22 protein-coding genes are annotated in these 20,369 nt (G+C 58.3%); 12 read left to right on the forward strand and 10 right to left on the reverse strand.

Features of this window, described 5'->3' with window-relative positions; translation table 11 throughout:
- Positions 1-124: 124 nt before the first annotated feature.
- Positions 125-961 carry a S1 RNA-binding domain-containing protein gene (locus KW837_RS18630; protein WP_030131899.1) on the reverse strand — a complete coding sequence of 279 codons (837 nt, stop codon included), beginning with the start codon at positions 959-961 and terminating at the stop codon, positions 125-127.
- A gap of 351 nt (positions 962-1,312) precedes the next feature.
- Between KW837_RS18630 and KW837_RS18635 the strand changes: the two genes are divergently transcribed.
- From KW837_RS18635 to KW837_RS18645, 3 genes are all read left to right on the forward strand, one after another.
- Positions 1,313-1,501: a hypothetical protein gene (locus KW837_RS18635; protein WP_017337097.1), complete on the forward strand. Its 189-nt coding sequence runs from the start codon at positions 1,313-1,315 to the stop codon at positions 1,499-1,501.
- Between the two features lie 210 nt (positions 1,502-1,711).
- Positions 1,712-2,428 (forward strand): TorF family putative porin, encoded by a 717-nt coding sequence (locus KW837_RS18640; protein ID WP_123494648.1) that lies wholly within the window; start codon positions 1,712-1,714, stop codon positions 2,426-2,428.
- A 76-nt stretch (positions 2,429-2,504) separates the two neighbouring features.
- Complete coding sequence (locus KW837_RS18645) at positions 2,505-3,374, forward strand: DUF6279 family lipoprotein (RefSeq protein WP_218397831.1); 870 nt, start codon at positions 2,505-2,507, stop codon at positions 3,372-3,374.
- A gap of 125 nt (positions 3,375-3,499) precedes the next feature.
- Here the strand turns inward: KW837_RS18645 and KW837_RS18650 are convergent, their stop codons facing one another.
- The gene (locus tag KW837_RS18650; RefSeq protein WP_218397834.1) at positions 3,500-3,892 is read right to left on the reverse strand and encodes a transcriptional regulator; all 393 of its coding nucleotides are present in this window, start codon (positions 3,890-3,892) and stop codon (positions 3,500-3,502) included.
- 201 nt (positions 3,893-4,093) lie between these two features.
- Between KW837_RS18650 and KW837_RS18655 the strand changes: the two genes are divergently transcribed.
- The 3 genes from KW837_RS18655 (at position 4,094) to KW837_RS18665 (ending at position 5,999) form a co-directional block, all read left to right on the forward strand.
- Positions 4,094-4,828, forward strand: coding sequence for a thioredoxin family protein (locus tag KW837_RS18655; RefSeq protein ID WP_218397836.1), 735 nt, complete (start codon positions 4,094-4,096; stop codon positions 4,826-4,828).
- 516 nt (positions 4,829-5,344) lie between these two features.
- Positions 5,345-5,617: a hypothetical protein gene (locus tag KW837_RS18660; RefSeq protein WP_008076699.1), complete on the forward strand. Its 273-nt coding sequence runs from the start codon at positions 5,345-5,347 to the stop codon at positions 5,615-5,617.
- Between the two features lie 106 nt (positions 5,618-5,723).
- Positions 5,724-5,999, forward strand: a complete 276-nt coding sequence (locus KW837_RS18665; RefSeq protein ID WP_218397838.1) for a hypothetical protein — start codon at positions 5,724-5,726, stop codon at positions 5,997-5,999.
- A 130-nt stretch (positions 6,000-6,129) separates the two neighbouring features.
- Here the strand turns inward: KW837_RS18665 and KW837_RS18670 are convergent, their stop codons facing one another.
- The gene (locus KW837_RS18670; RefSeq protein WP_008153197.1) at positions 6,130-7,476 is read right to left on the reverse strand and encodes a DEAD/DEAH box helicase; all 1,347 of its coding nucleotides are present in this window, start codon (positions 7,474-7,476) and stop codon (positions 6,130-6,132) included.
- Between the two features lie 193 nt (positions 7,477-7,669).
- Between KW837_RS18670 and KW837_RS18675 the strand changes: the two genes are divergently transcribed.
- Positions 7,670-8,968 carry a mechanosensitive ion channel family protein gene (locus KW837_RS18675; protein WP_218397840.1) on the forward strand — a complete coding sequence of 433 codons (1,299 nt, stop codon included), beginning with the start codon at positions 7,670-7,672 and terminating at the stop codon, positions 8,966-8,968.
- Between the two features lie 101 nt (positions 8,969-9,069).
- On the opposite strand, the gene KW837_RS18680 is transcribed toward KW837_RS18675, so the two are convergent.
- From KW837_RS18680 to KW837_RS18690, 3 genes are all read right to left on the reverse strand, one after another.
- On the reverse strand, positions 9,070-9,939 hold the full coding sequence (locus tag KW837_RS18680) for a carboxylate/amino acid/amine transporter (RefSeq protein WP_218397842.1): 870 nt from the start codon (positions 9,937-9,939) through the stop codon (positions 9,070-9,072).
- A 345-nt stretch (positions 9,940-10,284) separates the two neighbouring features.
- On the reverse strand, positions 10,285-10,884 hold the full coding sequence (locus KW837_RS18685) for an FMN-dependent NADH-azoreductase (RefSeq protein ID WP_218397843.1): 600 nt from the start codon (positions 10,882-10,884) through the stop codon (positions 10,285-10,287).
- A 229-nt stretch (positions 10,885-11,113) separates the two neighbouring features.
- Entirely contained in the window at positions 11,114-11,443 is a 330-nt protein-coding gene (locus tag KW837_RS18690; RefSeq protein WP_218397845.1) for a 3-phosphoglycerate kinase, read from the reverse strand.
- A gap of 49 nt (positions 11,444-11,492) precedes the next feature.
- On the opposite strand from KW837_RS18690, the gene KW837_RS18695 reads away from it, so the two are divergent.
- From KW837_RS18695 to KW837_RS18710, 4 genes are all read left to right on the forward strand, one after another.
- The gene (locus KW837_RS18695; RefSeq protein ID WP_192343917.1) at positions 11,493-12,416 is read left to right on the forward strand and encodes a LysR family transcriptional regulator; all 924 of its coding nucleotides are present in this window, start codon (positions 11,493-11,495) and stop codon (positions 12,414-12,416) included.
- A 14-nt stretch (positions 12,417-12,430) separates the two neighbouring features.
- Positions 12,431-13,234, forward strand: coding sequence for an alpha/beta fold hydrolase (locus KW837_RS18700; RefSeq protein WP_218397847.1), 804 nt, complete (start codon positions 12,431-12,433; stop codon positions 13,232-13,234).
- 3 nt (positions 13,235-13,237) lie between these two features.
- Positions 13,238-13,795, forward strand: a complete 558-nt coding sequence (locus KW837_RS18705) for a peptidylprolyl isomerase (protein ID WP_218397849.1) — start codon at positions 13,238-13,240, stop codon at positions 13,793-13,795.
- An 85-nt stretch (positions 13,796-13,880) separates the two neighbouring features.
- Positions 13,881-15,713, forward strand: a complete 1,833-nt coding sequence (locus KW837_RS18710) for an ABC transporter ATP-binding protein (RefSeq protein WP_218397851.1) — start codon at positions 13,881-13,883, stop codon at positions 15,711-15,713.
- 45 nt (positions 15,714-15,758) lie between these two features.
- Here KW837_RS18710 and KW837_RS18715 read toward each other — a convergent pair whose 3' ends face one another.
- The 3 genes from KW837_RS18715 to KW837_RS18725 all read right to left on the reverse strand — a co-directional run bounded on the left by KW837_RS18715 (position 15,759) and on the right by KW837_RS18725 (position 17,558).
- Positions 15,759-16,247 carry a GNAT family N-acetyltransferase gene (locus KW837_RS18715; protein ID WP_218397853.1) on the reverse strand — a complete coding sequence of 163 codons (489 nt, stop codon included), beginning with the start codon at positions 16,245-16,247 and terminating at the stop codon, positions 15,759-15,761.
- 96 nt (positions 16,248-16,343) lie between these two features.
- Positions 16,344-16,829, reverse strand: a complete 486-nt coding sequence (locus tag KW837_RS18720) for a GyrI-like domain-containing protein (RefSeq protein ID WP_218397855.1) — start codon at positions 16,827-16,829, stop codon at positions 16,344-16,346.
- Positions 16,830-16,895: 66 nt separating this feature from the next.
- Positions 16,896-17,558: a LysE family translocator gene (locus KW837_RS18725; RefSeq protein WP_218397857.1), complete on the reverse strand. Its 663-nt coding sequence runs from the start codon at positions 17,556-17,558 to the stop codon at positions 16,896-16,898.
- A gap of 138 nt (positions 17,559-17,696) precedes the next feature.
- Between KW837_RS18725 and alaC the strand changes: the two genes are divergently transcribed.
- Positions 17,697-18,917 (forward strand): alanine transaminase, encoded by a 1,221-nt coding sequence (alaC, locus tag KW837_RS18730; protein ID WP_218397859.1) that lies wholly within the window; start codon positions 17,697-17,699, stop codon positions 18,915-18,917.
- 75 nt (positions 18,918-18,992) lie between these two features.
- Here the strand turns inward: alaC and KW837_RS18735 are convergent, their stop codons facing one another.
- A complete protein-coding gene (locus KW837_RS18735; RefSeq protein WP_218397862.1) occupies positions 18,993-20,345 on the reverse strand; it encodes a GntP family permease in 1,353 nt (450 codons plus the stop codon).
- Positions 20,346-20,369 lie beyond the last annotated feature (24 nt).

Below are 20,369 nucleotides of genomic sequence, written 5' to 3' on the forward strand. Positions count from 1 at the left end.
GCTTGCGTCATATGGCGGTCGCGGCCTCCCTGTAGGAGCTACCGCAGGCTGCGATCTTTTGATCTTGATCTTTTACAGTCAAAAGATCGCAGCCTGCGGCAGCTCCTACGGGGGCGGCGTTGGGTCAGCTGAGTTCGATACGATCAGCGTGAATGACGATCTGGCCGTTCTTGTACAACGCACCAATGGCCTTTTTGAAGTTGCCCTTGCTGACGCCGAACATACTGCTGATCAGCGTCGGGTCGCTCTTGTCGCTGACTGGCAGAGTGCCGTTGTTGTCGCGCAACTTGGCAAGAATCTTCGAGTTCAGGCTAGTGGCAGCTTCCTCGCCCACCGGTTGCAGGCTCAGGCTGATCTTGCCGTCAGCGCGGACTTCTTTGATAAAGCCCTTCTCTTCTTTACCGGCGCGCATGAACTTGAAGATTTCGTTCTTGTGGATCAGGCCCCAGTGCTTGTTGTTGATGATTGCCTTGAAGCCCATATCGGTCGCTTCGGCCACCAGCAAATCAACTTCCTGACCCGGGGTGTAATTGGCCGGGGTCTTGTCCAGGTAGCGGTCCAGACGCGCCGTCGCGGTGATGCGGCGCGTGTGTTTGTCGAGATAAACGTGCACCACGACATACTCGCCGGCCGTCATCTGGCGCTTTTCTTCGGAATACGGCAGCAGCAGGTCCTTCGGCAAACCCCAATCCAGGAACACACCGATGCTGTTGACTTCAACAACTTTCAAACTGGCGAATTCACCGACTTGAACTTTCGGCTTTTCGGTCGTTGCGATAAGTTTGTCATCGCTGTCCAGATAAATAAAAACGTTGAGCCAGTCTTCATCTTCGCTGGGAATATCTTTGGGGATATAACGGTTAGGCAGAAGGATTTCGCCATCCGCGCCACCGTCCAGATATAAACCGAAGTTAGTGTGTTTAACCACTTGCAAACTGTTGTAGCGCCCGACTAAAGCCATGTCCAATACCCTCATTGCGTGGGCGGCATTCTACCCGGTTTTGCGGGCCGCGTTCGGCGGCCGGTCCGGTGGCACAAGAAAATCCGTCGAAGGCCTTAATTTTCCTGGGTTTTACCCGGTGCGCTTGCCCGCTCGTCAGACCATTTGGGTGCCTCGCTCCCTGGTCTGCCCATCCGAAAAACGCTTTTTCTTCACTTGGGTTCTTAGTTAAAACAGCAGCTTACGGGAACATTGCGAATAATAACTTGCGATAAATTGCGTTGCTCCAAGGTGTATTTCGGGAGGATATTTACCAAGCAATTGTCAAGTATTTCCTGTACGATGCCTGGCCAAGTTAATTTCTACAGGTTAATGGCCGCCATGCGTGTAAAAGCATCCAACAGCAAAGCAAAGCCAGCTCCAGCCGTTGAAACCAGCGAATCGATCAACAACCAGATCGCTGCGTTCCTCAAGTCCGGCGGAGAGATCCAGCAAATTGCCAAAGGCGTCAGCGGCCAGACGTTCGGCCCGTCCAAGCAGATCACGCTGGGCAAGAAGTAATTTCCCCCGCGTTAACTGGTCCCTAAGCGCTTTGAGCTTCGAAGCGCTTGGACTGGAACCCTCCCGCAATACCCCATAAAACAAATCAATATTTCAAAAATCGACGAACGGCCCTCGATGCCGAACATTCGCCGGTATGCTTGCACGTGTCTGGATCAAGCGTTTCAGCAGGTTTTCAGGACCTGCTCCTCGCTGTTCATGGAGTGACGCATGCTCAAGCCCTCTCTTTTTCTGCTCGGCAGCCTGCTGTGGTATTCGGTCGCCCAAGCACAAGTCTTCCAACGCGAACTGGGCGATTTCGATCTCAAACTCGCGACCACCCCCAGCCGCAGCATGGCCCAAGGGCTGGTCAAACCCTCGACGACCGGCTCGTTCCACGGTGGCCTCGACCTGAGCCACGACAGCGGCTTCTATGTAGGTCAATGGTCCCCCAGCATGGGACTCAGCCCGTCGAGCAACCTTGAAGTCGATTCCTACATGGGCTTTAAACAGCCTTTCGATCACTCCCTCGGCTACGAAGTGGGCATGATCCAATACAGCTACCCGAAAGTGGACACCCTCGACAGCCAGGAGCTGTTCGGCGGCCTGACCCTGCTGGGCAGCCGCTTCGGCGCGGCCTTCAGCAACGACCCCGACAAACAGAACAGCACCCTGTTCGCCGACCTCAGCGGCAACCAGCCGTTCGGCATCGGGATCAGCCTGAAATACACCACCCACCAACTCAACACACCGGTGTCCGTCGACGATGGGTATGTAGGCAGTTTTACCGACTGGTCAGTGAAATTGTCCCGGCCATTCATGGGCATCGATCTGGACTTGATCTACAGTGATTCAAGCCTGAGCGGCAGCGATTGTTCCGCTTATTCTGGCCACAATAGCCAGTGCGACGGCCTGGTGACGCTCAAGGCTGCGCACAGCTTCTATTAATTGGCTGAACTGCCGGGCTTATCCCGCGATCACACAAGAGAACCCTTAAGAAACCAGGTCTTCGCAAGGACTCGCCATGTCGCACTGGTGGAAACAGCTCGGCGTCATCATCACCCTCAGCCTCACTGTCGCCGCGTGCAGCCGCGTGGGCCTGGCTTACCGCAATCTCGACGTGATCATTCCCTGGACGCTCAGCGACTACCTGGAAATGAACCACGAACAAAAAGACTGGTTCAACGAGCGCCTCAAAGAACACCTGAGCTGGCACTGCACCACGCAATTGCCCGGCTACCTCGACTGGCTCGATCGCTTACAGGCCATGGTCGAGGCCAACCAGATCACCGACTCCGCATTGCAAACCCGCACCCAGGAAGCCAAACAGGCCATCGCCGATACCGCCCGGGAAATCACCCCGTCGGCCATCGAGCTGTTGCAGGGCCTTGATGACAAGCAAGTCGCGGAAATGAACGACGCCTTCACCAAAGACCAACGCAAACGCCAGGAGGCCTACCTCAAGCCGTCTCTGGAGCAACAGATCAAAGAGCGGAGCAAGCGCATGGAGAAACGCCTGAATGACTGGCTCGGCCCGCTCAACCCAAGCCAACAGCAACGGGTCGTGGCCTGGTCGAATGCCTTGGGTGATCAGAACAAGCAATGGATTGCCAACCGCGTCCATTGGCAACAGCAATTCAGCGCGGCAGTCGCGCAGCGGCAGAGCCCAGAATTCCCACAGCGAATCGAGACACTTCTGGTGAATCGCGAGAGTTTGTGGACGCCGGCTTACCGCGAGGCCTACGCCAACACCGAAGCCCAGGCTCGGGCGTTGCTGGTGGACGTGATGGCCGAGAGCACACCGGTTCAACGTGAACGGTTGCTGCAAAAGATTGAAGGCGTGCGCAAGGATTTCGCTGATTTGAAATGCCTGAAAGCGGCGCGGCAGGATTAAACGGACCACCACAATCCAATGTGGGAGCGGGCTTGCTCGCGAATGCGGTTCAACATTCAAATCTATGTCGACTGTCACACCGCATTCGCGAGCAAGCCCGCTCCCACAGGGGGTAAACGCGATCTTCAGGCAATCTGCGCCTTCGACGCCACCTCATCAAACGTCAATTCCTCCAGCGCATCTTCCTGTTCATCCAGCACCTGCCGCGGATGCTCATTACCCGGAATGCTGCTGTCGATCAAGCTCAACAAACTCGAACCTCTGGGCGTCAAAATGTAATTCTCGCCATTACCACCCTGGTCCTCGGGCCGAGGCTCGATATAACCCCGCAGCAGCAGTAACTTTTCGTACTCGCCAGCCACGGTTTTCAGGTGATCCAGGTTCTCAAACGGCTCACCTTCCGACGCTTTCTCCGCCGCATACTGCTCGGCGTAGGGCCGTGGGGTGAAACTGTGGCCAGCGCCGTTCTGCACTTCATGCAGCAAGCGTTCAATCAAATCCCAGTTATAAGTCGTCATCCTGATCAACCTCCAGAGCCCGTGAGTGAAATGGCCTTCATAGGTTGTGACCGACAGGCAGGGCGGCCGTTCAGCCTGGTTATTTCGCCCTACCGACCAGCGGTATGTCGAATAGGGCACAGGCCAAACGACTAGGCTGTGTAAGACGGTTTACCCCTCTGCGCGGATCGACTTTCGCCACAGCATGCAGGAGAAATCACCATGAACATTCAGAACCATCCGGTCGTGTCCCGGGAAGAATGGCTCGCTGCCCGCAAACAACACTTGGCCCACGAAAAAGCCTTCACCAAGGAACGAGACAAACTCAGCGCCGAACGCCGCGCTTTGCCCTGGGTGAAAATCGACAAACCCTACCGCTTTCAGGGCCCCAACGGCGAACTGAGCCTGGCCGACCTGTTCGGCGGTCGCAGCCAATTGATCATCTACCACTTCATGTTCGCCGCAGGCTGGGACGAAGGCTGCCCAGGCTGCTCGTTCCTGTCCGACCACATCGACGGCGCCAACCAACACCTGGCCCATCACGACGTGGCTGTGGTCGCGGTTTCCCACGCACCGTTCGCCGAATTCCAACCGTTCAAGCAGCGCATGGGCTGGAAATTCGACTGGGTCTCGTCCGAAGGCTGCGACTTCAACTATGACTTTGGCGTCTCAGCCCGGGCCGAAGACGTCGCCGCTGGAAAAGCTACCTACAACTACGAAAAATCCGACGGGGCTGAAGAAGAACTCCCAGGGCTCAGCGTGTTTTATCGCAATGAAGCGGGGGAGATTTTTCACACCTATTCAACGTATGCCCGAGGTTTGGATTTGCTGGTGGGTGCCTATAACTATCTGGACCTCACGCCCAAGGGGCGTAATGAAGAGGAGATTATGGACTGGGTGCGGCATCACGATCGGTATGAAGACAAGGCCTCGGCCAGTTGCTGCCATGGGGGGTAGACCCTCAGGGATCGAGGCTCAGCCATCGGGGCATTGGCCCGGATTAGACACAGTCCCCATAAACACCACAAATCCCCTGTGGGAGCGAGCCTGCTCGCGATGACTAACATTCAACATTGATGTCGACTGATACACCGCTTTCGCGAGCAGGCTCGCTCCCACAAGGTTGCGTGGTGTTCTGTAGGTTGCATCCGCTTGCCTGACTGCCACCAGGTAGATGCCCTACAACAACCTCGGAATCTGGCACCTTGCACCGCTGGAACCATGAAGCTTATAGTCCGCCCGTCGTCCACATGGCGACCGGGTTTGGCGACCTGACGAACGAGTGCGAGAGCTGTCTGCTTATTTGCAGGCGCCTCCGCATCCGCAAAACTGTTTTTATGGCAGTTGTGCGCGGGAGACCTTCGGGTCTGCCGGTTACTCGTTTCCGGTTCGCCAACCTGCGTACAGCTGCCACCCCATTTCGTTTGGCGACGATCTGCTGGCAGTCTCAGCAAACTAAACGAGGCTTCAACTATGGATAGATACATGCCCTTAACCGGAATCGACCTGATCCCGGCCTCCCTGCTCATCGACACCCAAGCCCCGCTCGACGTCCTGCAAGCCATGGCCGACTACCGCATTCGCACCGTCACCCAAGTGCTGGAAAACATCGCCTTTCGCGCCGAGATCGGTTGCGACACGGTGGTGCTTTCCGACTTCTCCAAACTGCTGGCCATTCCGTTACGCGATGGTTGTGATTTGATGGATGTCATTGGCAGACGGCTGCGGGCGCAGGCTGCGGAGTGAATGAAAACGGGCGACCTGTGGGTCGCCCGTTTCTGTCACTGAACTTTTTTCGCCCTTCAGCCCTCAACCGGATAACCCGCCTTAACCGGAACCGAGGCCTGACTTTATGAAAACCCTGCTCAAACTCACCTTCGCCGCCACCCTAGTCTGTGCCCTCCCCGTTTGGGCCTGCCCGCCCGACGAAGCCACCGCCAAGCGTGAACAACTGGCCAAGGAGGTCGCCAAGATCACGGAGCAGAACCCGGCTAAGGCCAAGGAGATCAATGATGAGTTGCAGAAAATGGATTTGGAGACGGCCAGCAAGGATCTGCCGGATAAGTGCCAGTTGATCGATCAGCGTCTCAAGGAGTTGCAGTCGGCAGAGAAAAAGGCTGAGAGCTAACGGGCAAGATCAAAGATCGCAGCCTTCGGCAGCTCCTGGTTTGAGCGTGCAGCTGTAAGAACTGCTGCGATTTTTTGACGTAAAAAAACCCGGACACTGTCCGGGTTTTTTATGGGAACGCTACAGCGCTTTACTCAGCCGCCGGCGCTTCCGGCTTGCGGCGTTTCAAAGGCGCCATGCCGTCCTTGCTGACCAGCGACAGGGCGTCGGTCTTCGGGCGGTTGGCGATCTTGCGCTTGGTCGGGGCCTTGGCGCCGGTTTTCTTCTTGTCGCCTTTGGCGTCGACCTTTTTCTTCTTCACGCCAACGGCTTTGCCCGAGGCCTTGACCTTTTTCGGTCCGCCGTAGGTGCCTTTGACTTCCTTGATGGTGCGGCGCTCGAAGCTCTGCTTGAGGTAGCGCTCGACGCTCGACATCAGGTTCCAGTCGCCGTGGCAGATCAGCGAGATGGCCAGGCCATCATTGCCGGCGCGGCCGGTGCGACCGATGCGGTGAACGTATTCGTCGCCGCTGCGCGGCATGTCGAAGTTGATCACCAGGTCCAGGCCTTCCACGTCGAGGCCACGGGCGGCTACGTCGGTGGCCACGAGGATTTTCACGCCGCCTTGCTTCAGACGGTCGATGGCCAGCTTGCGGTCTTTCTGGTCTTTGTCACCGTGCAGCACGAACGCTTTGTATTCCTGCGCCACCAGACGGCCATAAATACGGTCGGCCATGGCACGGGTGTTGGTGAACACGATGGCCTTCTGATAGGTCTCGTTGGCCAGCAGCCAGTTCACGATCTGTTCTTTGTGCTGATTGTGGTCGGCGGTGATGATCTGTTGACGAGTGGTGGCGTTCAGATCGCTGACGTTGTTCAGCTGCAAGTGTTCAGGGTTGTTCAGAACCTTGGCGACCATCTCGCGCAGGCCCGAACCGCCGGTGGTGGCGGAGAACAGCATGGTCTGCTGACGGTTGGTGCACTCTTCCACCAGACGCTGCACGTCTTCGGCAAAGCCCATGTCGAGCATGCGGTCGGCTTCGTCGAGCACCAGCACTTCGACTTCTTTGAGGTCGAGGTTGCCGGCGTTCAGTTGCTCGATCATCCGGCCCGGCGTACCGATCAGGATGTCCGGCACCTTGCGCAGCATGGCGGCCTGGACCTTGAAGTCTTCACCGCCGGTGATCAGGCCGGACTTGATGAAGGTGAACTGAGCGAAGCGCTCGACTTCCTTGATGGTCTGCTGGGCCAGCTCGCGGGTCGGCAGCAGGATCAGGGTCTTGATGCTGACGCGGACTTTGGCCGGGCCGATCAAGCGGTTGAGGATCGGCAAAACGAATGCAGCGGTTTTGCCGCTACCGGTTTGCGCCGTCACCCGCAGGTCACGCCCTTGGAGCGCCAGCGGAATAGCCGCTGCTTGCACAGGCGTTGGCTCGACAAATTTAAGCTCGGCCACGGCTTTGAGCAGGCGTTCGTGCAGGGCGAATTGGGAAAACACGGGTGCTACCTCGAAGAAATACAAAAAAACAGCTGCATAGGGTAACGGTTTCGAGCGCGAAGGCCGAGTTTCTTTATACAAACGGCTGCAAACAGTGGTTTTTTTGTTGCCTGTTTTGTCTCAAAACGTCATCCGGAACGTCTTAAATGCTCTAATCGCCCCGTCGCGTCCTACAGAAGAACCGTTTTCACCCATGGATATCAAACAGCTCTGGCTCAACGCCCAAGACCTCTGGGGTGCTCTCGATCAGCACCCGCTCCTGCATTCCACGCTCGCGCTGATGTTGCTGCTGGTGGTGGCGCTGGTGCTCGGACGAGTGGCGCGTTACCTCATTCTTCATGCGACCAAAATGCTCGGCCGCCAGCCGTCGCTGCACTGGATCACCGATTTTCGCCACAACAAAGTGTTTCATCGCCTGGCGCAGATGACGCCCTCGCTGGTGATCCAGTTCGGCCTGCACCTGGTGCCGGAGTTGGGCAAGACCAGCCTTAACTTCCTTGGCAATGTGGCGCTGTCGTTCACCATTCTGTTCCTGGTGCTGGCCGTCAGCGCATTGCTCAATGCCCTGCTGGACATCTATGCCCGCACCGAACATGCCCGCACCCGCTCGATCAAAGGCTACGTGCAACTGGCGAAAATGGTGCTGTTCGTGTTTGGCGCGATCATCATCGTCGCCACGCTGATCGACCGGTCGCCGCTGTTGCTGCTGTCGGGTCTGGGCGCCATGTCGGCGGTGATCCTGTTGGTCTACAAAGACACCCTGCTGTCGTTCGTCGCCAGCGTGCAACTGACCAGCAACGACATGCTGCGGGTCGGCGACTGGATCGAGATGCCACAAGTCGGTGCCGACGGTGACGTGGTGGACATCACCTTGCACACGGTCAAGGTGCAGAATTTCGACAAGACCATCGTTTCGATTCCAACCTGGCGCCTGATGTCCGAGTCGTTCAAGAACTGGCGCGGCATGCAGCAGTCCGGTGGCCGCCGGATCAAGCGCAGCTTGTTCATCGACGCCAGCGGCGTGCGGTTCATTCGCGATGACGAAGAGCTGAAGCTGTCCCAGGTGCATCTGCTGACCGACTACATCAACCGCAAACAGGCCGAACTCAAGGCCTGGAACGAAGCTCAGGGCAACGTCGCAGCGATGTCGGCCAACCGTCGACGGATGACCAACATCGGCACCTTTCGCGCCTATGCGCTGGCCTACCTGAAGAGTCACACGGAAATCCAGCCGAACATGACCTGCATGGTTCGCCAGATGCAGACCACCGCTCAGGGCATTCCGCTGGAAATCTACTGCTTCACCCGCACCACCGTGTGGGCCGATTACGAGCGGATTCAGGGGGATATTTTCGATTACCTGCTGGCGGTGCTGCCGGAGTTTGGCTTGAGCCTTTATCAGCAGCCGAGCGGCGGGGATTTGCGGTCGGGGTTACTCCCGGCGGTGTTGGGCGCGAGCCACATTCCCGAGCCGGAAAAACACATTATGTAACCCCGCATATCCCCTGTAGGAGCGAGGCTCGCCCGCGAAGGCGGTGTGTCAGGCAACATTGATGTCGGCTGATACACCGCCTTCGCGGGCAAGCCTCGCTCCTACGAAGAGCGGATTGCGGTTGGCCTGACACCCAACCGACTAATCCACACCGCCATCAGAATCACCGCCCCACCAAACAACAACCGCCCCAGCTCTTCATGCTGATTCCAGATCAGCAAGTTGATCAGCAACCCCACTGGCACATGCAGGTTGTTCATCACCGCCAGCGTCCCGCCGTTCACCAGGCACGCGCCCTTGTTCCACCAATACAGACCCAGCGCGGTCGAAACCAGGCCGAGGAACAGCAGCACGCCCCATTGCAGCGGCGCTTCGGGCAGGAAGTTCTGTTTGCCGAACAGCAGAAACGCCGGCAACGCCACCGCCAACGCGCCCAGATAGAAGTAGCCGAAGCGTCGGTAATGCGGCAGATCACTCGGATGGCGGGCCACCAGATGTTTGTAGAGCACCTGCCCGGCGGCGTAGGTGAAGTTGGCGAGTTGCAGCAGCAGGAAACCCATGAAGAAATCCGGATTGATCCGGTCAAAGCGAATCACTGCCGCCCCGAGTACCGCCACCAATGCCGCGATCAAGGCCCACGGATTGAAGCGCCGGTTCAGCGCATCTTCGATCAGGGTCACGTGCAAAGGTGTGAGGATGGTGAACAGCAACACCTCCGGCACCGTCAGCACCCGGAAGCTCAAATACAAACAAACGTAAGTCACGCCGAACTGCAACGCGCCGATCAGCAACATCCCGCGCATGAACGCGGGCTCGACCTGACGCCAGCGCGTCAGCGGAATGAACACCAGCCCCGCCAGCAACACCCGCACCAGCACCGCGAAGTAACTGTCGACATGCCCGGCCAGGTATTCACCGATCAAGCTGAAGGAAAACGCCTGGATCAGCGTGACAAAAAGTAGATAGCCCATGATCGCCTCATTTCGAATGGCGGCGACGATAGCGGGTTTTGCCCGTCATCGCGACAGTCAGCCAACACACAAAATCCTGTGGGAGCGGGCTTGCTCGCGAATGCGGTGGGTCAGGCAACATTAATGTCGACTGACACGCCCTCTTCGCGAGCAAGCCCGCTCCCACAGGGGTTGTGTGCTCATTCATTAAATCGCAGGCAAAAAAAAGCCCGATCTCGCTAATGCGTTCAATCGGGCTAGAGCACTCAGGAGCAACAAGTGCAAAGGGAGGTTCGATGCGCGTGCAGGCTTGAAGGGTTGCGCCAGGTCACTAGACCATCCAGCGATTATCTGGCGATTAACGGCTCAGGCGACCTGGGAAAGCTTGGCGTTGGCCTGGTTCAGGCCTTTCTCCTGGAAGTCACCGCCCAGGTTCATGCCTTCGGCGTGAATGAATGTGACGTCGTGGATGCCGATGAAGGCCATGACCTGGCGCAGGTACGGTTCCTGGTGATCGGCGGTGCTGCCGGCGTAGATCCCGCCGCGAGCGGTGAGTACATAAGCGCGCTTGCCGCTGAGCAAACCTTGTGGGCCGGTTTCGGTGTACTTGAAGGTCACACCGGCACGCAGCACGTGGTCGAGCCAGGCTTTGAGGGTGCTCGGAATGGCGAAGTTGTACATGGGAGCCGCCATCACCAGCACGTCGGCGGCCAGCAGCTCGTCGGTCAGCAGGTTGGAGCGCTCCAGCGAGGCCTGCTCGATGTCGTTGCGTTGTTCGGCAGGTTTCATCCAGCCGCCCAGCAGATTGATGTCCAGGTGCGGCACCGGGGTGGTGGCCAGGTCACGGACGGTGATCTGGTCGGCCGGGTGTGCGGCTTTCCATTGGCTGATGAAGGTCTGGGTCAGCTGGCGGGAAACCGAGTCTTGCTGACGGGCGCTGCTTTCGATGATCAGAACGCGGGACATGGGATGTAGCCTCCATCTGAGAATGCTGTAGGTCGATGGAGTGAAGGTTAAACAGAGTCATATCGATGAAAAAGCGCAAATAATTGCTATAAAGCATCGATAAATTCGTTTATAAGCGGAGCATGTCCTGTGGGAGCGGGCTTGCTCGCGAAGGCATTGTGTCAGTCGAAACCACTGTTGGCTGACACAATGCCTTCGCGAGCAAGCCCGCTCCCACAGGATTGCAAAGTCATTTCGGGGTGCAGGTCAGGTTGATACGCATCTTGATGATGGTGCGGGTGAACTTGGCGGTGGCGTTTTTGTGTTTACCGGCAGGCACTTCGATTGTGCGGTTACGCGGCGCTTCCGGGCCATTGTTGAAAACCACCTTGCAGATCGCATCGGTGCTGCCGTAGTTGTTCACCTGAATGGAGGCGATATCGGCATCTGTATCAAAGGCGTTGTAATCGATGCTCAAGCCGTTCAATTGCTTTTGAACGTCGATCGGATAGGCAAACGCAGTCAGCGGCAACATCGCCAACGCCGCACAACCCGCCATCACACAACAAAGTTTTTTCATTCAGCAGCCTCCAATAAGGACTGCCAGCTTAGGACAAGAGGAGCTCAACATGAAAGCGCCCCGCGTGACCCTTGATCAATGGCGAACATTACAGGCCGTGGTCGATCACGGCGGTTTCGCCCAGGCCGCCGAAGCGCTGCACCGCTCGCAATCGTCGGTCAGCTACACCGTAGCGCGCATGCAGGACCAACTCGGTGTGCCATTGCTACGCATCGACGGCCGCAAAGCGGTACTCACCGAAGCCGGCGGCGTGCTGCTGCGCCGTTCCCGGCAACTGGTGAAACAGGCCAGCCAACTGGAAGACCTGGCCCATCACATGGAGCAAGGCTGGGAAGCGGAAGTGCGGCTGGTGGTCGACGCCGCTTACCCCAGCGCCCGCCTCGTTCGCGCCCTGACCGCGTTCATGCCGCAAAGCCGTGGCTGCCGGGTGCGTCTGCGCGAAGAAGTATTGTCGGGTGTCGAGGAAGTGTTGCTTGAAGGCGTGGCCGATCTGGCCATCACCGGGTTCAGTATTCCCGGTTATCTGGGCGCAGAATTGAGCGACGTCGAATTCATCGCGGTCGCCCACCCCGAGCATTCCTTGCATCGCTTGAACCGCGAACTGAGCTTCCAGGACCTGGAAAGCCAGATGCAAGTGGTGATCCGCGACTCCGGCCGTCAGCAACCGCGAGACGTCGGCTGGCTCGGCGCCGAACAGCGCTGGACCGTCGGCAGCCTGGCCACCGCCGCGACTTTCGTCAGCAGCGGCCTGGGTTTCGCGTGGCTGCCTCGGCACATGATCGAGCGCGAACTCAAGGAAGGCACGCTCAAAGTGCTACCGTTGGATCAGGGTGGCAGCCGCAACCCGAGCTTCTATCTGTATTCGAACAAGGACAAACCCTTGGGCCCGGCGACGCAGATTCTCATCGAACTGCTGCGCACCTTCGATACCGCGCCGCTGGATGCGCCTTTCGCCGCCCCTGAACAAGCCTGACATGGAGTGTACGTATGGCCTATTTCGAACATGAAGGTTGCAACCTGCACTATGAGGAATATGGCCACGGCACGCCGTTGCTATTGGTTCACGGGTTGGGCTCCAGCACCCTGGACTGGGAAATGCAGATCCCGGCGCTGTCAGCCCGCTACCGGGTGATCGTCCCGGACGTACGCGGCCACGGGCGCTCCGATAAACCCCGTGAGCGTTACAGCATCGCCGGATTCAGCGCCGACCTGATCGCTCTCATTGAACACTTGCACCTCGGCCCGACACATTATGTAGGGCTTTCCATGGGTGGCATAATCGGCTTTCAACTGGCGGTGGATCAGCCGCAATTGCTCAAAAGTCTGTGCATCGTCAATAGCCAGCCGCAAGTCAAAATGCAAAAGCCCAGTGACTACTGGTGGCTAATCAAACGCTGGAGCATGGCCCGACTGCTGAGCATGGAAACAATCGGCAAAGCCTTGGGGCGCATGCTGTTTCCCAAACCCGACCAAGCCGATTTGCGGCAAAAAATTGCCGTGCGCTGGGCAAAGAACCACAAACATGCTTATCTCGCCAGCTTCGATGCCCTCATAGGCTGGGGGGTTCAGGAACGACTTTCGCGAGTCACCTGTCCAACCCTCATCGTTAGCGCAGACCACGATTACACTCCGGTCTCGGTGAAGGAAACTTACGTAAAACTGCTGCCCGATGCGCGGCTGGTGGTGATCGCCGACTCGCGCCACGCCACCCCGCTGGATCAACCGGAACGCTTCAACCAAACACTGCTCGAGTTTCTCACCGCAGTCGACACCACTACTCAGGATCACTGACTTATGCTGAAAAAAATCGCCCTCGTCGCCGGCTCCGTTCTGTTTGCCGCCAACCTGATGGCCGCCACGCCCGCCAAGGCGCCGCACGTGCTGCTGGAAACCACCAATGGCCAGATCGAAATCGAACTGGACCCGGTCAAGGCGCCGATCAGTACCAAGAACTTCCTTGAGTACGTCGACAGCGGCTTCTACAACAACACGATTTTTCACCGTGTGATTCCTGGCTTCATGGTCCAGGGCGGCGGTTTCACTCAACAGATGCAGCAAAAAGAAACCAAGGCGCCGATCAAGAACGAATCCATGAACGGCCTGCATAACGTGCGTGGCACGCTGTCCATGGCTCGTACGTCCGTCCCGGATTCGGCCACCAGCCAGTTTTTCATCAACGTCAAAGACAACGACTTTCTCGACCAGGGCGACGGCTATGCCGTGTTCGGTAAAGTCGTTAAAGGGATGGACGTCGTCGATGTCATCGTGAACTCCCAGACCACCACCAAAAGTGGGATGAAAGACGTGCCGACCGACCCGGTCTTCATCAAGTCGGCCAAACGCATAGACTAATCTGCACAGGAGTGCTTGAGCGGCTGTCGGTCTCCGGCGCCGCTCATATCGTTTAAAGGAGAGCCCGTGCGCGGGCGGAGAACTGATGCTTTATCGCCGTTTTGAAAAACTGATCGACATTTTCCGCGATGCACCGACGGCGGCTCCGCCGGATCGGGTTCTCCCCTTCTACACCTATTACCTGAAGCAGGTCTGGCCGAGTTTCGCCGTCCTGCTGATCGTCGGCCTGTTCGGCGCGCTGATCGAAGTGGCGCTGTTCAGCTACCTGAGCCGCATCATCGACCTCGCCCAAGGCACGCCCAACGTCGATTTTTTCAAGGACCACGGCATCGAACTGGCCTGGATGGCAGTGGTGGCGTTGGTCCTGCGCCCGATATTCGTCGGCTTGCATGACTTGCTGGTGCACCAGACCTTGAGCCCCAGCCTGACCAGCCTGATCCGCTGGCAAAACCACAGTTATGTGCTCAAACAGAGCCTCAACTTCTTCCAGAACGACTTCGCCGGGCGCATCGCCCAACGCATCATGCAGACCGGCAACTCGTTGCGCGATTCGGCTGTGCAAGCGGTGGACGCGCTATGGCATGTGCTGATCTACGCGATCAGTTCACTGGTGCTGTTCGCCGAAGCCGACTGGCGCCTGATGATCCCGCTGCTGACCTGGATCGCCGCCTTCATCGGCGCCCTCTACTACTTCGTGCCACGGGTCAAGGAACGCTCGGTGGTGTCGTCCGATGCGCGCTCCAAACTCATGGGACGGATCGTCGATGGCTACACCAACATCACCACCCTGAAGCTGTTCGCCCACACCAACTTCGAACAGCAATACGCCCGCGAAGCGATCAAGGAACAAACCGAAAAAGCCCAACTGGCTGGCCGTGTGGTGACCAGCATGGACGTGGCCATCACCAGCATGAACGGCCTGCTGATCGTCAGCACCACCGGCCTCGCGCTGTGGCTGTGGACGCAGTCGTTGATCTCAGTGGGTGCAATTGCCTTGGCCACGGGCCTGGTGATCCGCATCGTCAACATGTCTGGCTGGATCATGTGGGTGGTGACGGGCATTTTCGAAAACATCGGCATGGTTCAGGACGGTTTGCAGACCATTTCCCAGCCAGTCAGCATCACCGACCGCGAGCAGGCCAAGCCTTTGAAGGTGGCGCGTGGCGAGGTGCGTTTCGATCACGTCGATTTCCACTACGGCAAGAAAAGCGGGATCATCAGCGACCTCAACCTGACGATCAAACCCGGCGAGAAAATCGGCCTGATCGGCCCGTCCGGTGCCGGCAAATCGACGTTGGTCAATCTGCTGCTGCGCCTCTATGACGTGCAGGGTGGGCGGATTCTCATTGATGGCCAGAACATCGCCGAAGTTGGCCAGGAAAGCCTGCGTGAACGCATCGGCATGATCACCCAGGACACCTCGCTGCTGCACCGTTCGATCCGCGACAATTTGCTGTACGGCAAACCCGACGCCACCGATGCCGAACTCTGGGAAGCGGTGCACAAGGCCCGGGCCGACGAGTTCATCCCGTTGCTGTCGGACTCTGAAGGTCGCACCGGTTTCGATGCTCATGTCGGTGAACGCGGTGTGAAGCTCTCCGGTGGCCAGCGTCAGCGGATTGCCATCGCCCGGGTGCTGCTCAAGGACGCGCCGATCCTGATCATGGACGAAGCCACCTCGGCACTGGACTCGGAAGTCGAAGCAGCGATCCAGGAAAGCCTCGAAACCCTGATGCAGGGCAAGACCGTGATCGCCATCGCCCACCGCCTCTCGACCATCGCGCGGATGGACCGTTTGGTGGTGCTGGAAAACGGCAAAATTGCCGAAACCGGCAGCCACGCCGAACTGCTGGCCCATGGCGGCTTGTATGCGCGGTTGTGGCAGCACCAGACCGGCGGGTTTGTCGGGATCGATTGAGGCAACACGACCCTGTGGGAGCGGGCTTGCTCGCTCCCACACGGGTTACAGCGTCAACACCATCTCATGCCACGCCATCCCGCCATGGTCCGACGTCGAGGGCTTGATGTAGGCAAAACCAAACCCGGCATAGAGCGCAATGTGCCGCTCTTTGCACATCAGGTGGATGCTGGACTTGTTCAGTGCACGCATGCGCTGGATAAACTCACTCATCAAGCGTTTCGCCAGCCCCTGCCCCTGATAGTCCGGATGCACCACCACCGACATGATCACCACGTGCGGGCCGGCCGGGTCATGGCCGATCAGCTCCTTGAACGCTTCGTCCGACATCTCCACCTGAAATGCCGCACCTGAATTGATGAAACCGGCTACAACGCCATTCACTTCAGCAACGATGAAGCCCTCGGGCCAGGTGGCGATGCGGGTGGCGATTTTCTCGCGGGTAGCGGCTTCATCACCTTCGTAGGCAACGGTTTCGATGGCATAGCAACGGTCCAGGTCAGCGGGGCTGACGTGGCGGATGACGGTGTTCATGGCAGCTCGGAATCAGCGTGGGAAAGGTTGGGATCATAAATCAGCATCAATACGACATCGAGAGGCGAATCACCGATCCGCCGCTCGACCCGCTCATTACGCCTTGAGCGGCAGCCAGATTTCCAGCACGCCGGTATTGAGCTTCGGGTTGAAATCGTCGCTGTAGCGTTCGAACTCCGGAGCGTCCGCCGCTTCATGACCGGACTTCGGCAGCCAGGTTTTCCAGATGTATTGAAAGGTCTGGGGCAAGGCATCCAGAGAGCCCTTGTGTTCGAAGACTGCATACTTCTGAGGCTGAACTTCGATCCAGCGGTACTTCTCGGGCAGGTCGTCGAGCTTGCTGATTTCGACACCGGCGATGTACTCGAAACCACCCTTGCCATCCGGATTGCAGCAGATGCCGTAGGTTACTTCGCTTTTCTGACCGGGAATTTTACCCATCTCGGGAATGAATTTCTCCCATAGATCGGGGATCGCTTTGGTCGTCTCCGCCGTAAATCGTCCACCAAGCCCCGCTATGAGCATGAAGTGCCCGTTTTCAAAGCGTGGCTCGGCCTTCTCGGCGCTTGTTTGCTCATCCATGACTCAACTCCTGGTACAAAAGGTGGGTTCGGCTGGGAGTATAGAAGCCAAACCCGATTCGCCCAGTTACAGTGCGTGCAACTGTTCGAGGGCGCCCGGACCGATGAACTCGTTGTAACCCGATAGGATCACGTAGACTGCGAAATAGCAGAAGATCGCCGCCGATGCCATGTAGGAATAACGCAGCAGTTTGTCCCCGAGCAATTTACCGCCGTGGCTCGCAGCGAAGCACAGACCAACACACCAGAGCACACCGGCGCACAAGAAACCGCCGAGAAACAGCGCCGAACTGAGCGCGCCACCACCGCCGGAACGGGCAATCAGTGTTCCGCCTACCGCGGCGAACCAGAGAATGGCGCTGGGGGACGACATGGCGAGGAAAATCCCGCGAAAGAACTCCTTGCGGTGGGAGTTGTGACCGACTTCAGCGGTCTGCGCCAACAGCGCTTCATGGTGAATCGCCGAGTAAATCATCTTCGCCGCGAAATACAGCAGCAGCGCCGATCCGCCAATCCACAACACCCATCGCACGGCTTCGTATTGCAGCAATACGGTCATCCCGGCCAATGCCAGCACGGCGTAAATCAGGTCGCCGACACACGTCCCCAGCCCCAGGGCAAAGCCTTGGAAATAGCCGCGCTGCATCGCCAACGTGATCATCGCGATATTGGCCACACCGATGTCCAGGCACAGCGAAAGGCTCAGCAAAAAGCCGCTGGTAAATTCCATCAACCGATTTCCTTCGCAAAAATTGTTTACATAGACGCTGGACAGTCTGCCACAGCTGCCCTTACATTCCGCCACAGGCCACCGCAGTGGCCAGCGTCGCTCGGACGGTTCCGGGCGCTTACGTTATCCGAGGCAACAATGGCCGAACAAGGTTCGCCGCGCCGCTTTGCGCGCATAGATCGACTCCCCCCTTACGTTTTCAACATCACTGCCGAGCTGAAGATGGCCGCCCGTCGTCGTGGCGAAGACATCATCGACTTGAGCATGGGCAACCCCGACGGCGCCACGCCGCCGCACATTGTCGAAAAACTCGTCACTGTTGCCCAGCGTGAAGACACCCACGGCTATTCCACATCCAAAGGGATTCCGCGCCTGCGCCGGGCGATCTCCAATTGGTACAAGGATCGCTACGAAGTCGACATCGACCCGGAAACCGAAGCCATCGTCACCATCGGTTCCAAGGAGGGTCTGGCGCATTTGATGCTGGCCACCCTCGATCAGGGCGACACCGTGCTGGTGCCGAACCCGAGCTACCCGATTCACATCTACGGTGCCGTGATTGCCGGTGCCCAGGTGCGTTCGGTGCCGCTGATTCCTGGCGTGGATTTCTTCGCCGAGCTGGAACGGGCGATTCGCGGCTCGATCCCGAAACCGAAGATGATGATCCTCGGCTTCCCGTCCAACCCCACCGCCCAGTGCGTGGAGCTGGATTTCTTCGAGCGGGTGATCGCCCTCGCCAAGCAGTACGACGTTTTGGTGGTGCACGACCTGGCCTACGCCGACATCGTCTACGACGGCTGGAAAGCCCCGTCGATCATGCAAGTGCCCGGCGCCAAGGACATCGCGGTGGAATTTTTCACCCTGTCCAAGAGCTACAACATGGCCGGCTGGCGTATCGGCTTCATGGTCGGCAACCCGGAATTGGTCAACGCCCTGGCGCGGATCAAGAGCTACCACGATTACGGCACGTTCACCCCGCTGCAGGTCGCGGCCATCGCGGCGCTGGAAGGCGATCAGCAATGCGTCAAAGACATTGCCGATCAGTATCGGCAGCGTCGCAACGTGCTGGTCAAAGGCTTGCATGAACTGGGCTGGATGGTCGAAAACCCGAAAGCGTCGATGTATGTCTGGGCCAAGATTCCCGAGGCTTACGCACACATGGGTTCGCTGGAATTCGCCAAGAAACTGCTGGCCGAAGCCAAGGTCTGTGTCTCGCCGGGTGTGGGATTTGGCGAGTATGGGGATGATCATGTGCGCTTCGCGCTGATCGAAAACCAGGACCGGATTCGTCAGGCCGTGCGCGGGATTCGCGGGATGTTTCGGGCGGATGGGTTGGTTCAGAAAACCAGCTCCAGTTAAATCGCCTTCGCGGGCAAGCCTCGCTCCTACAGGTTCATACCATTCCTGTAGGAGCGAGGCTTGCCCGCGAAGCTTTTAAACGAACAACGACAACAGCAGGATGAAGCCCAGGCCCACCACGGACAGGATGGTTTCCATCGCGGTCCAGGTCTTGAAGGTTTCCGCCACGGTCATGTTGAAGTACTGCTTCACCAGCCAGAAACCGGCGTCGTTGACGTGGGACAGGATCAACGAACCGGCACCGGTAGCCAGTACCAGCAGCTCACGGTTCACGCCCGGAATCATCCCCACCACCGGCACCACGATGCCCGCGCCAGTAATGGTCGCCACGGTCGCTGAACCGGTGGCGATGCGAATCACCGCCGCCACCAGCCAGGCCAGCAGGATCGGCGAGATCTGTGCGTTCACCGCCATGTGGCCGATCACATCACCCACACCGCTGGTCACCAGCATCTGCTTGAAGCCACCACCGGCACCGATGATCAGAATGATCGCGGCGGTCGGCGCAAGGCTGGCATCCAGCCATTTCATCATTTGACTGGAACCGATGCCCTGCTTGTAGCCGAAGGTATACAGCGACAGCAGCAATGCCAGCAGCAACGCCGAAATCGGGTGACCGATCAGGTCCATGAAAGCGCGGAAGATGTTGCCATCGGGCAGCACCACGTCGGCAAATGTCTTGAGCAGCATCAGGAACACCGGCAGCAGCACGGTCACCAGAGTGATGCCGAAGCTCGGCAATTCAGCCGAATCCGTTTCGCGCGCCAGTTGATCCACCAGCTCCTGGTTCGGATGACCGGGAATGTGCTTGGCAATGAACGTGCCGTAGATCGGGCCAGCGATGATGGCCGTTGGCAGCGCAACGATCAGGCCGTACAGAATGGTTTTACCGATGTCGGCACCGAACACACCGATGGCCAGCAGCGGACCCGGGTGCGGCGGCACCAGGCCGTGTACCGCGGACAGACCAGCCAGCAGCGGGATACCGATCTTGATGATCGACACGCCAGTGCGACGGGCCACGATGAACACCAGCGGAATCAGCAGCACGAAGCCGATTTCGAAGAACAGCGGAATGCCGACCAGGAACGCGGCGAACATCATCGCCCACTGCACCTTGTCCTTGCCGAAGGCGCGGATCAACGTCTGCGCAATCTGATCCGCACCGCCTGATTCGGCCATCATTTTGCCGAGCATGGTGCCCAACGCCAGGATGATGCCGACGAAACCGAGTACCCCACCGAAGCCATCCTGGAACGCCTTGATGATGGTGCCGATCGGCATGCCGGACGTCAGCCCGAGGAAGGCGGCGGCGATGATCAGTGCGAGGAATGGGTGCAACTTGAATTTGGTGATCAGGACGATAAGCCCGATCACTGTGACCACTGCGTCTAGCAGCAGGAATGACTCGTGGGACATGCCAAACATGGGGGGTGTCTCCGTTGTTTGTTG

It is taken from the genome of Pseudomonas sp. PDM24, assembly GCF_019218905.1.
Lineage (GTDB): Bacteria > Pseudomonadota > Gammaproteobacteria > Pseudomonadales > Pseudomonadaceae > Aquipseudomonas.

Bases quoted from the DNA above. Each gene is read 5' to 3' on its own strand.
- KW837_RS18630 (WP_030131899.1), bottom strand. From the start codon at position 961: ATGGCTTTAGTCGGGCGCTACAACAGTTTGCAAGTGGTTAAACACACT.
- KW837_RS18635 (WP_017337097.1), top strand. From the start codon at position 1,313: ATGGCCGCCATGCGTGTAAAAGCATCCAACAGCAAAGCAAAGCCAGCT.
- KW837_RS18640 (WP_123494648.1), top strand. From the start codon at position 1,712: ATGCTCAAGCCCTCTCTTTTTCTGCTCGGCAGCCTGCTGTGGTATTCG.
- KW837_RS18645 (WP_218397831.1), top strand. From the start codon at position 2,505: ATGTCGCACTGGTGGAAACAGCTCGGCGTCATCATCACCCTCAGCCTC.
- KW837_RS18650 (WP_218397834.1), bottom strand. From the start codon at position 3,892: ATGACGACTTATAACTGGGATTTGATTGAACGCTTGCTGCATGAAGTG.
- KW837_RS18655 (WP_218397836.1), top strand. From the start codon at position 4,094: ATGAACATTCAGAACCATCCGGTCGTGTCCCGGGAAGAATGGCTCGCT.
- KW837_RS18660 (WP_008076699.1), top strand. From the start codon at position 5,345: ATGGATAGATACATGCCCTTAACCGGAATCGACCTGATCCCGGCCTCC.
- KW837_RS18665 (WP_218397838.1), top strand. From the start codon at position 5,724: ATGAAAACCCTGCTCAAACTCACCTTCGCCGCCACCCTAGTCTGTGCC.
- KW837_RS18675 (WP_218397840.1), top strand. From the start codon at position 7,670: ATGGATATCAAACAGCTCTGGCTCAACGCCCAAGACCTCTGGGGTGCT.
- KW837_RS18680 (WP_218397842.1), bottom strand. From the start codon at position 9,939: ATGGGCTATCTACTTTTTGTCACGCTGATCCAGGCGTTTTCCTTCAGC.
- KW837_RS18685 (WP_218397843.1), bottom strand. From the start codon at position 10,884: ATGTCCCGCGTTCTGATCATCGAAAGCAGCGCCCGTCAGCAAGACTCG.
- KW837_RS18690 (WP_218397845.1), bottom strand. From the start codon at position 11,443: ATGAAAAAACTTTGTTGTGTGATGGCGGGTTGTGCGGCGTTGGCGATG.
- KW837_RS18695 (WP_192343917.1), top strand. From the start codon at position 11,493: ATGAAAGCGCCCCGCGTGACCCTTGATCAATGGCGAACATTACAGGCC.
- KW837_RS18700 (WP_218397847.1), top strand. From the start codon at position 12,431: ATGGCCTATTTCGAACATGAAGGTTGCAACCTGCACTATGAGGAATAT.
- KW837_RS18705 (WP_218397849.1), top strand. From the start codon at position 13,238: ATGCTGAAAAAAATCGCCCTCGTCGCCGGCTCCGTTCTGTTTGCCGCC.
- KW837_RS18710 (WP_218397851.1), top strand. From the start codon at position 13,881: ATGCTTTATCGCCGTTTTGAAAAACTGATCGACATTTTCCGCGATGCA.
- KW837_RS18715 (WP_218397853.1), bottom strand. From the start codon at position 16,247: ATGAACACCGTCATCCGCCACGTCAGCCCCGCTGACCTGGACCGTTGC.
- KW837_RS18720 (WP_218397855.1), bottom strand. From the start codon at position 16,829: ATGGATGAGCAAACAAGCGCCGAGAAGGCCGAGCCACGCTTTGAAAAC.
- KW837_RS18725 (WP_218397857.1), bottom strand. From the start codon at position 17,558: ATGGAATTTACCAGCGGCTTTTTGCTGAGCCTTTCGCTGTGCCTGGAC.
- alaC (WP_218397859.1), top strand. From the start codon at position 17,697: ATGGCCGAACAAGGTTCGCCGCGCCGCTTTGCGCGCATAGATCGACTC.
- KW837_RS18735 (WP_218397862.1), bottom strand. From the start codon at position 20,345: ATGTTTGGCATGTCCCACGAGTCATTCCTGCTGCTAGACGCAGTGGTC.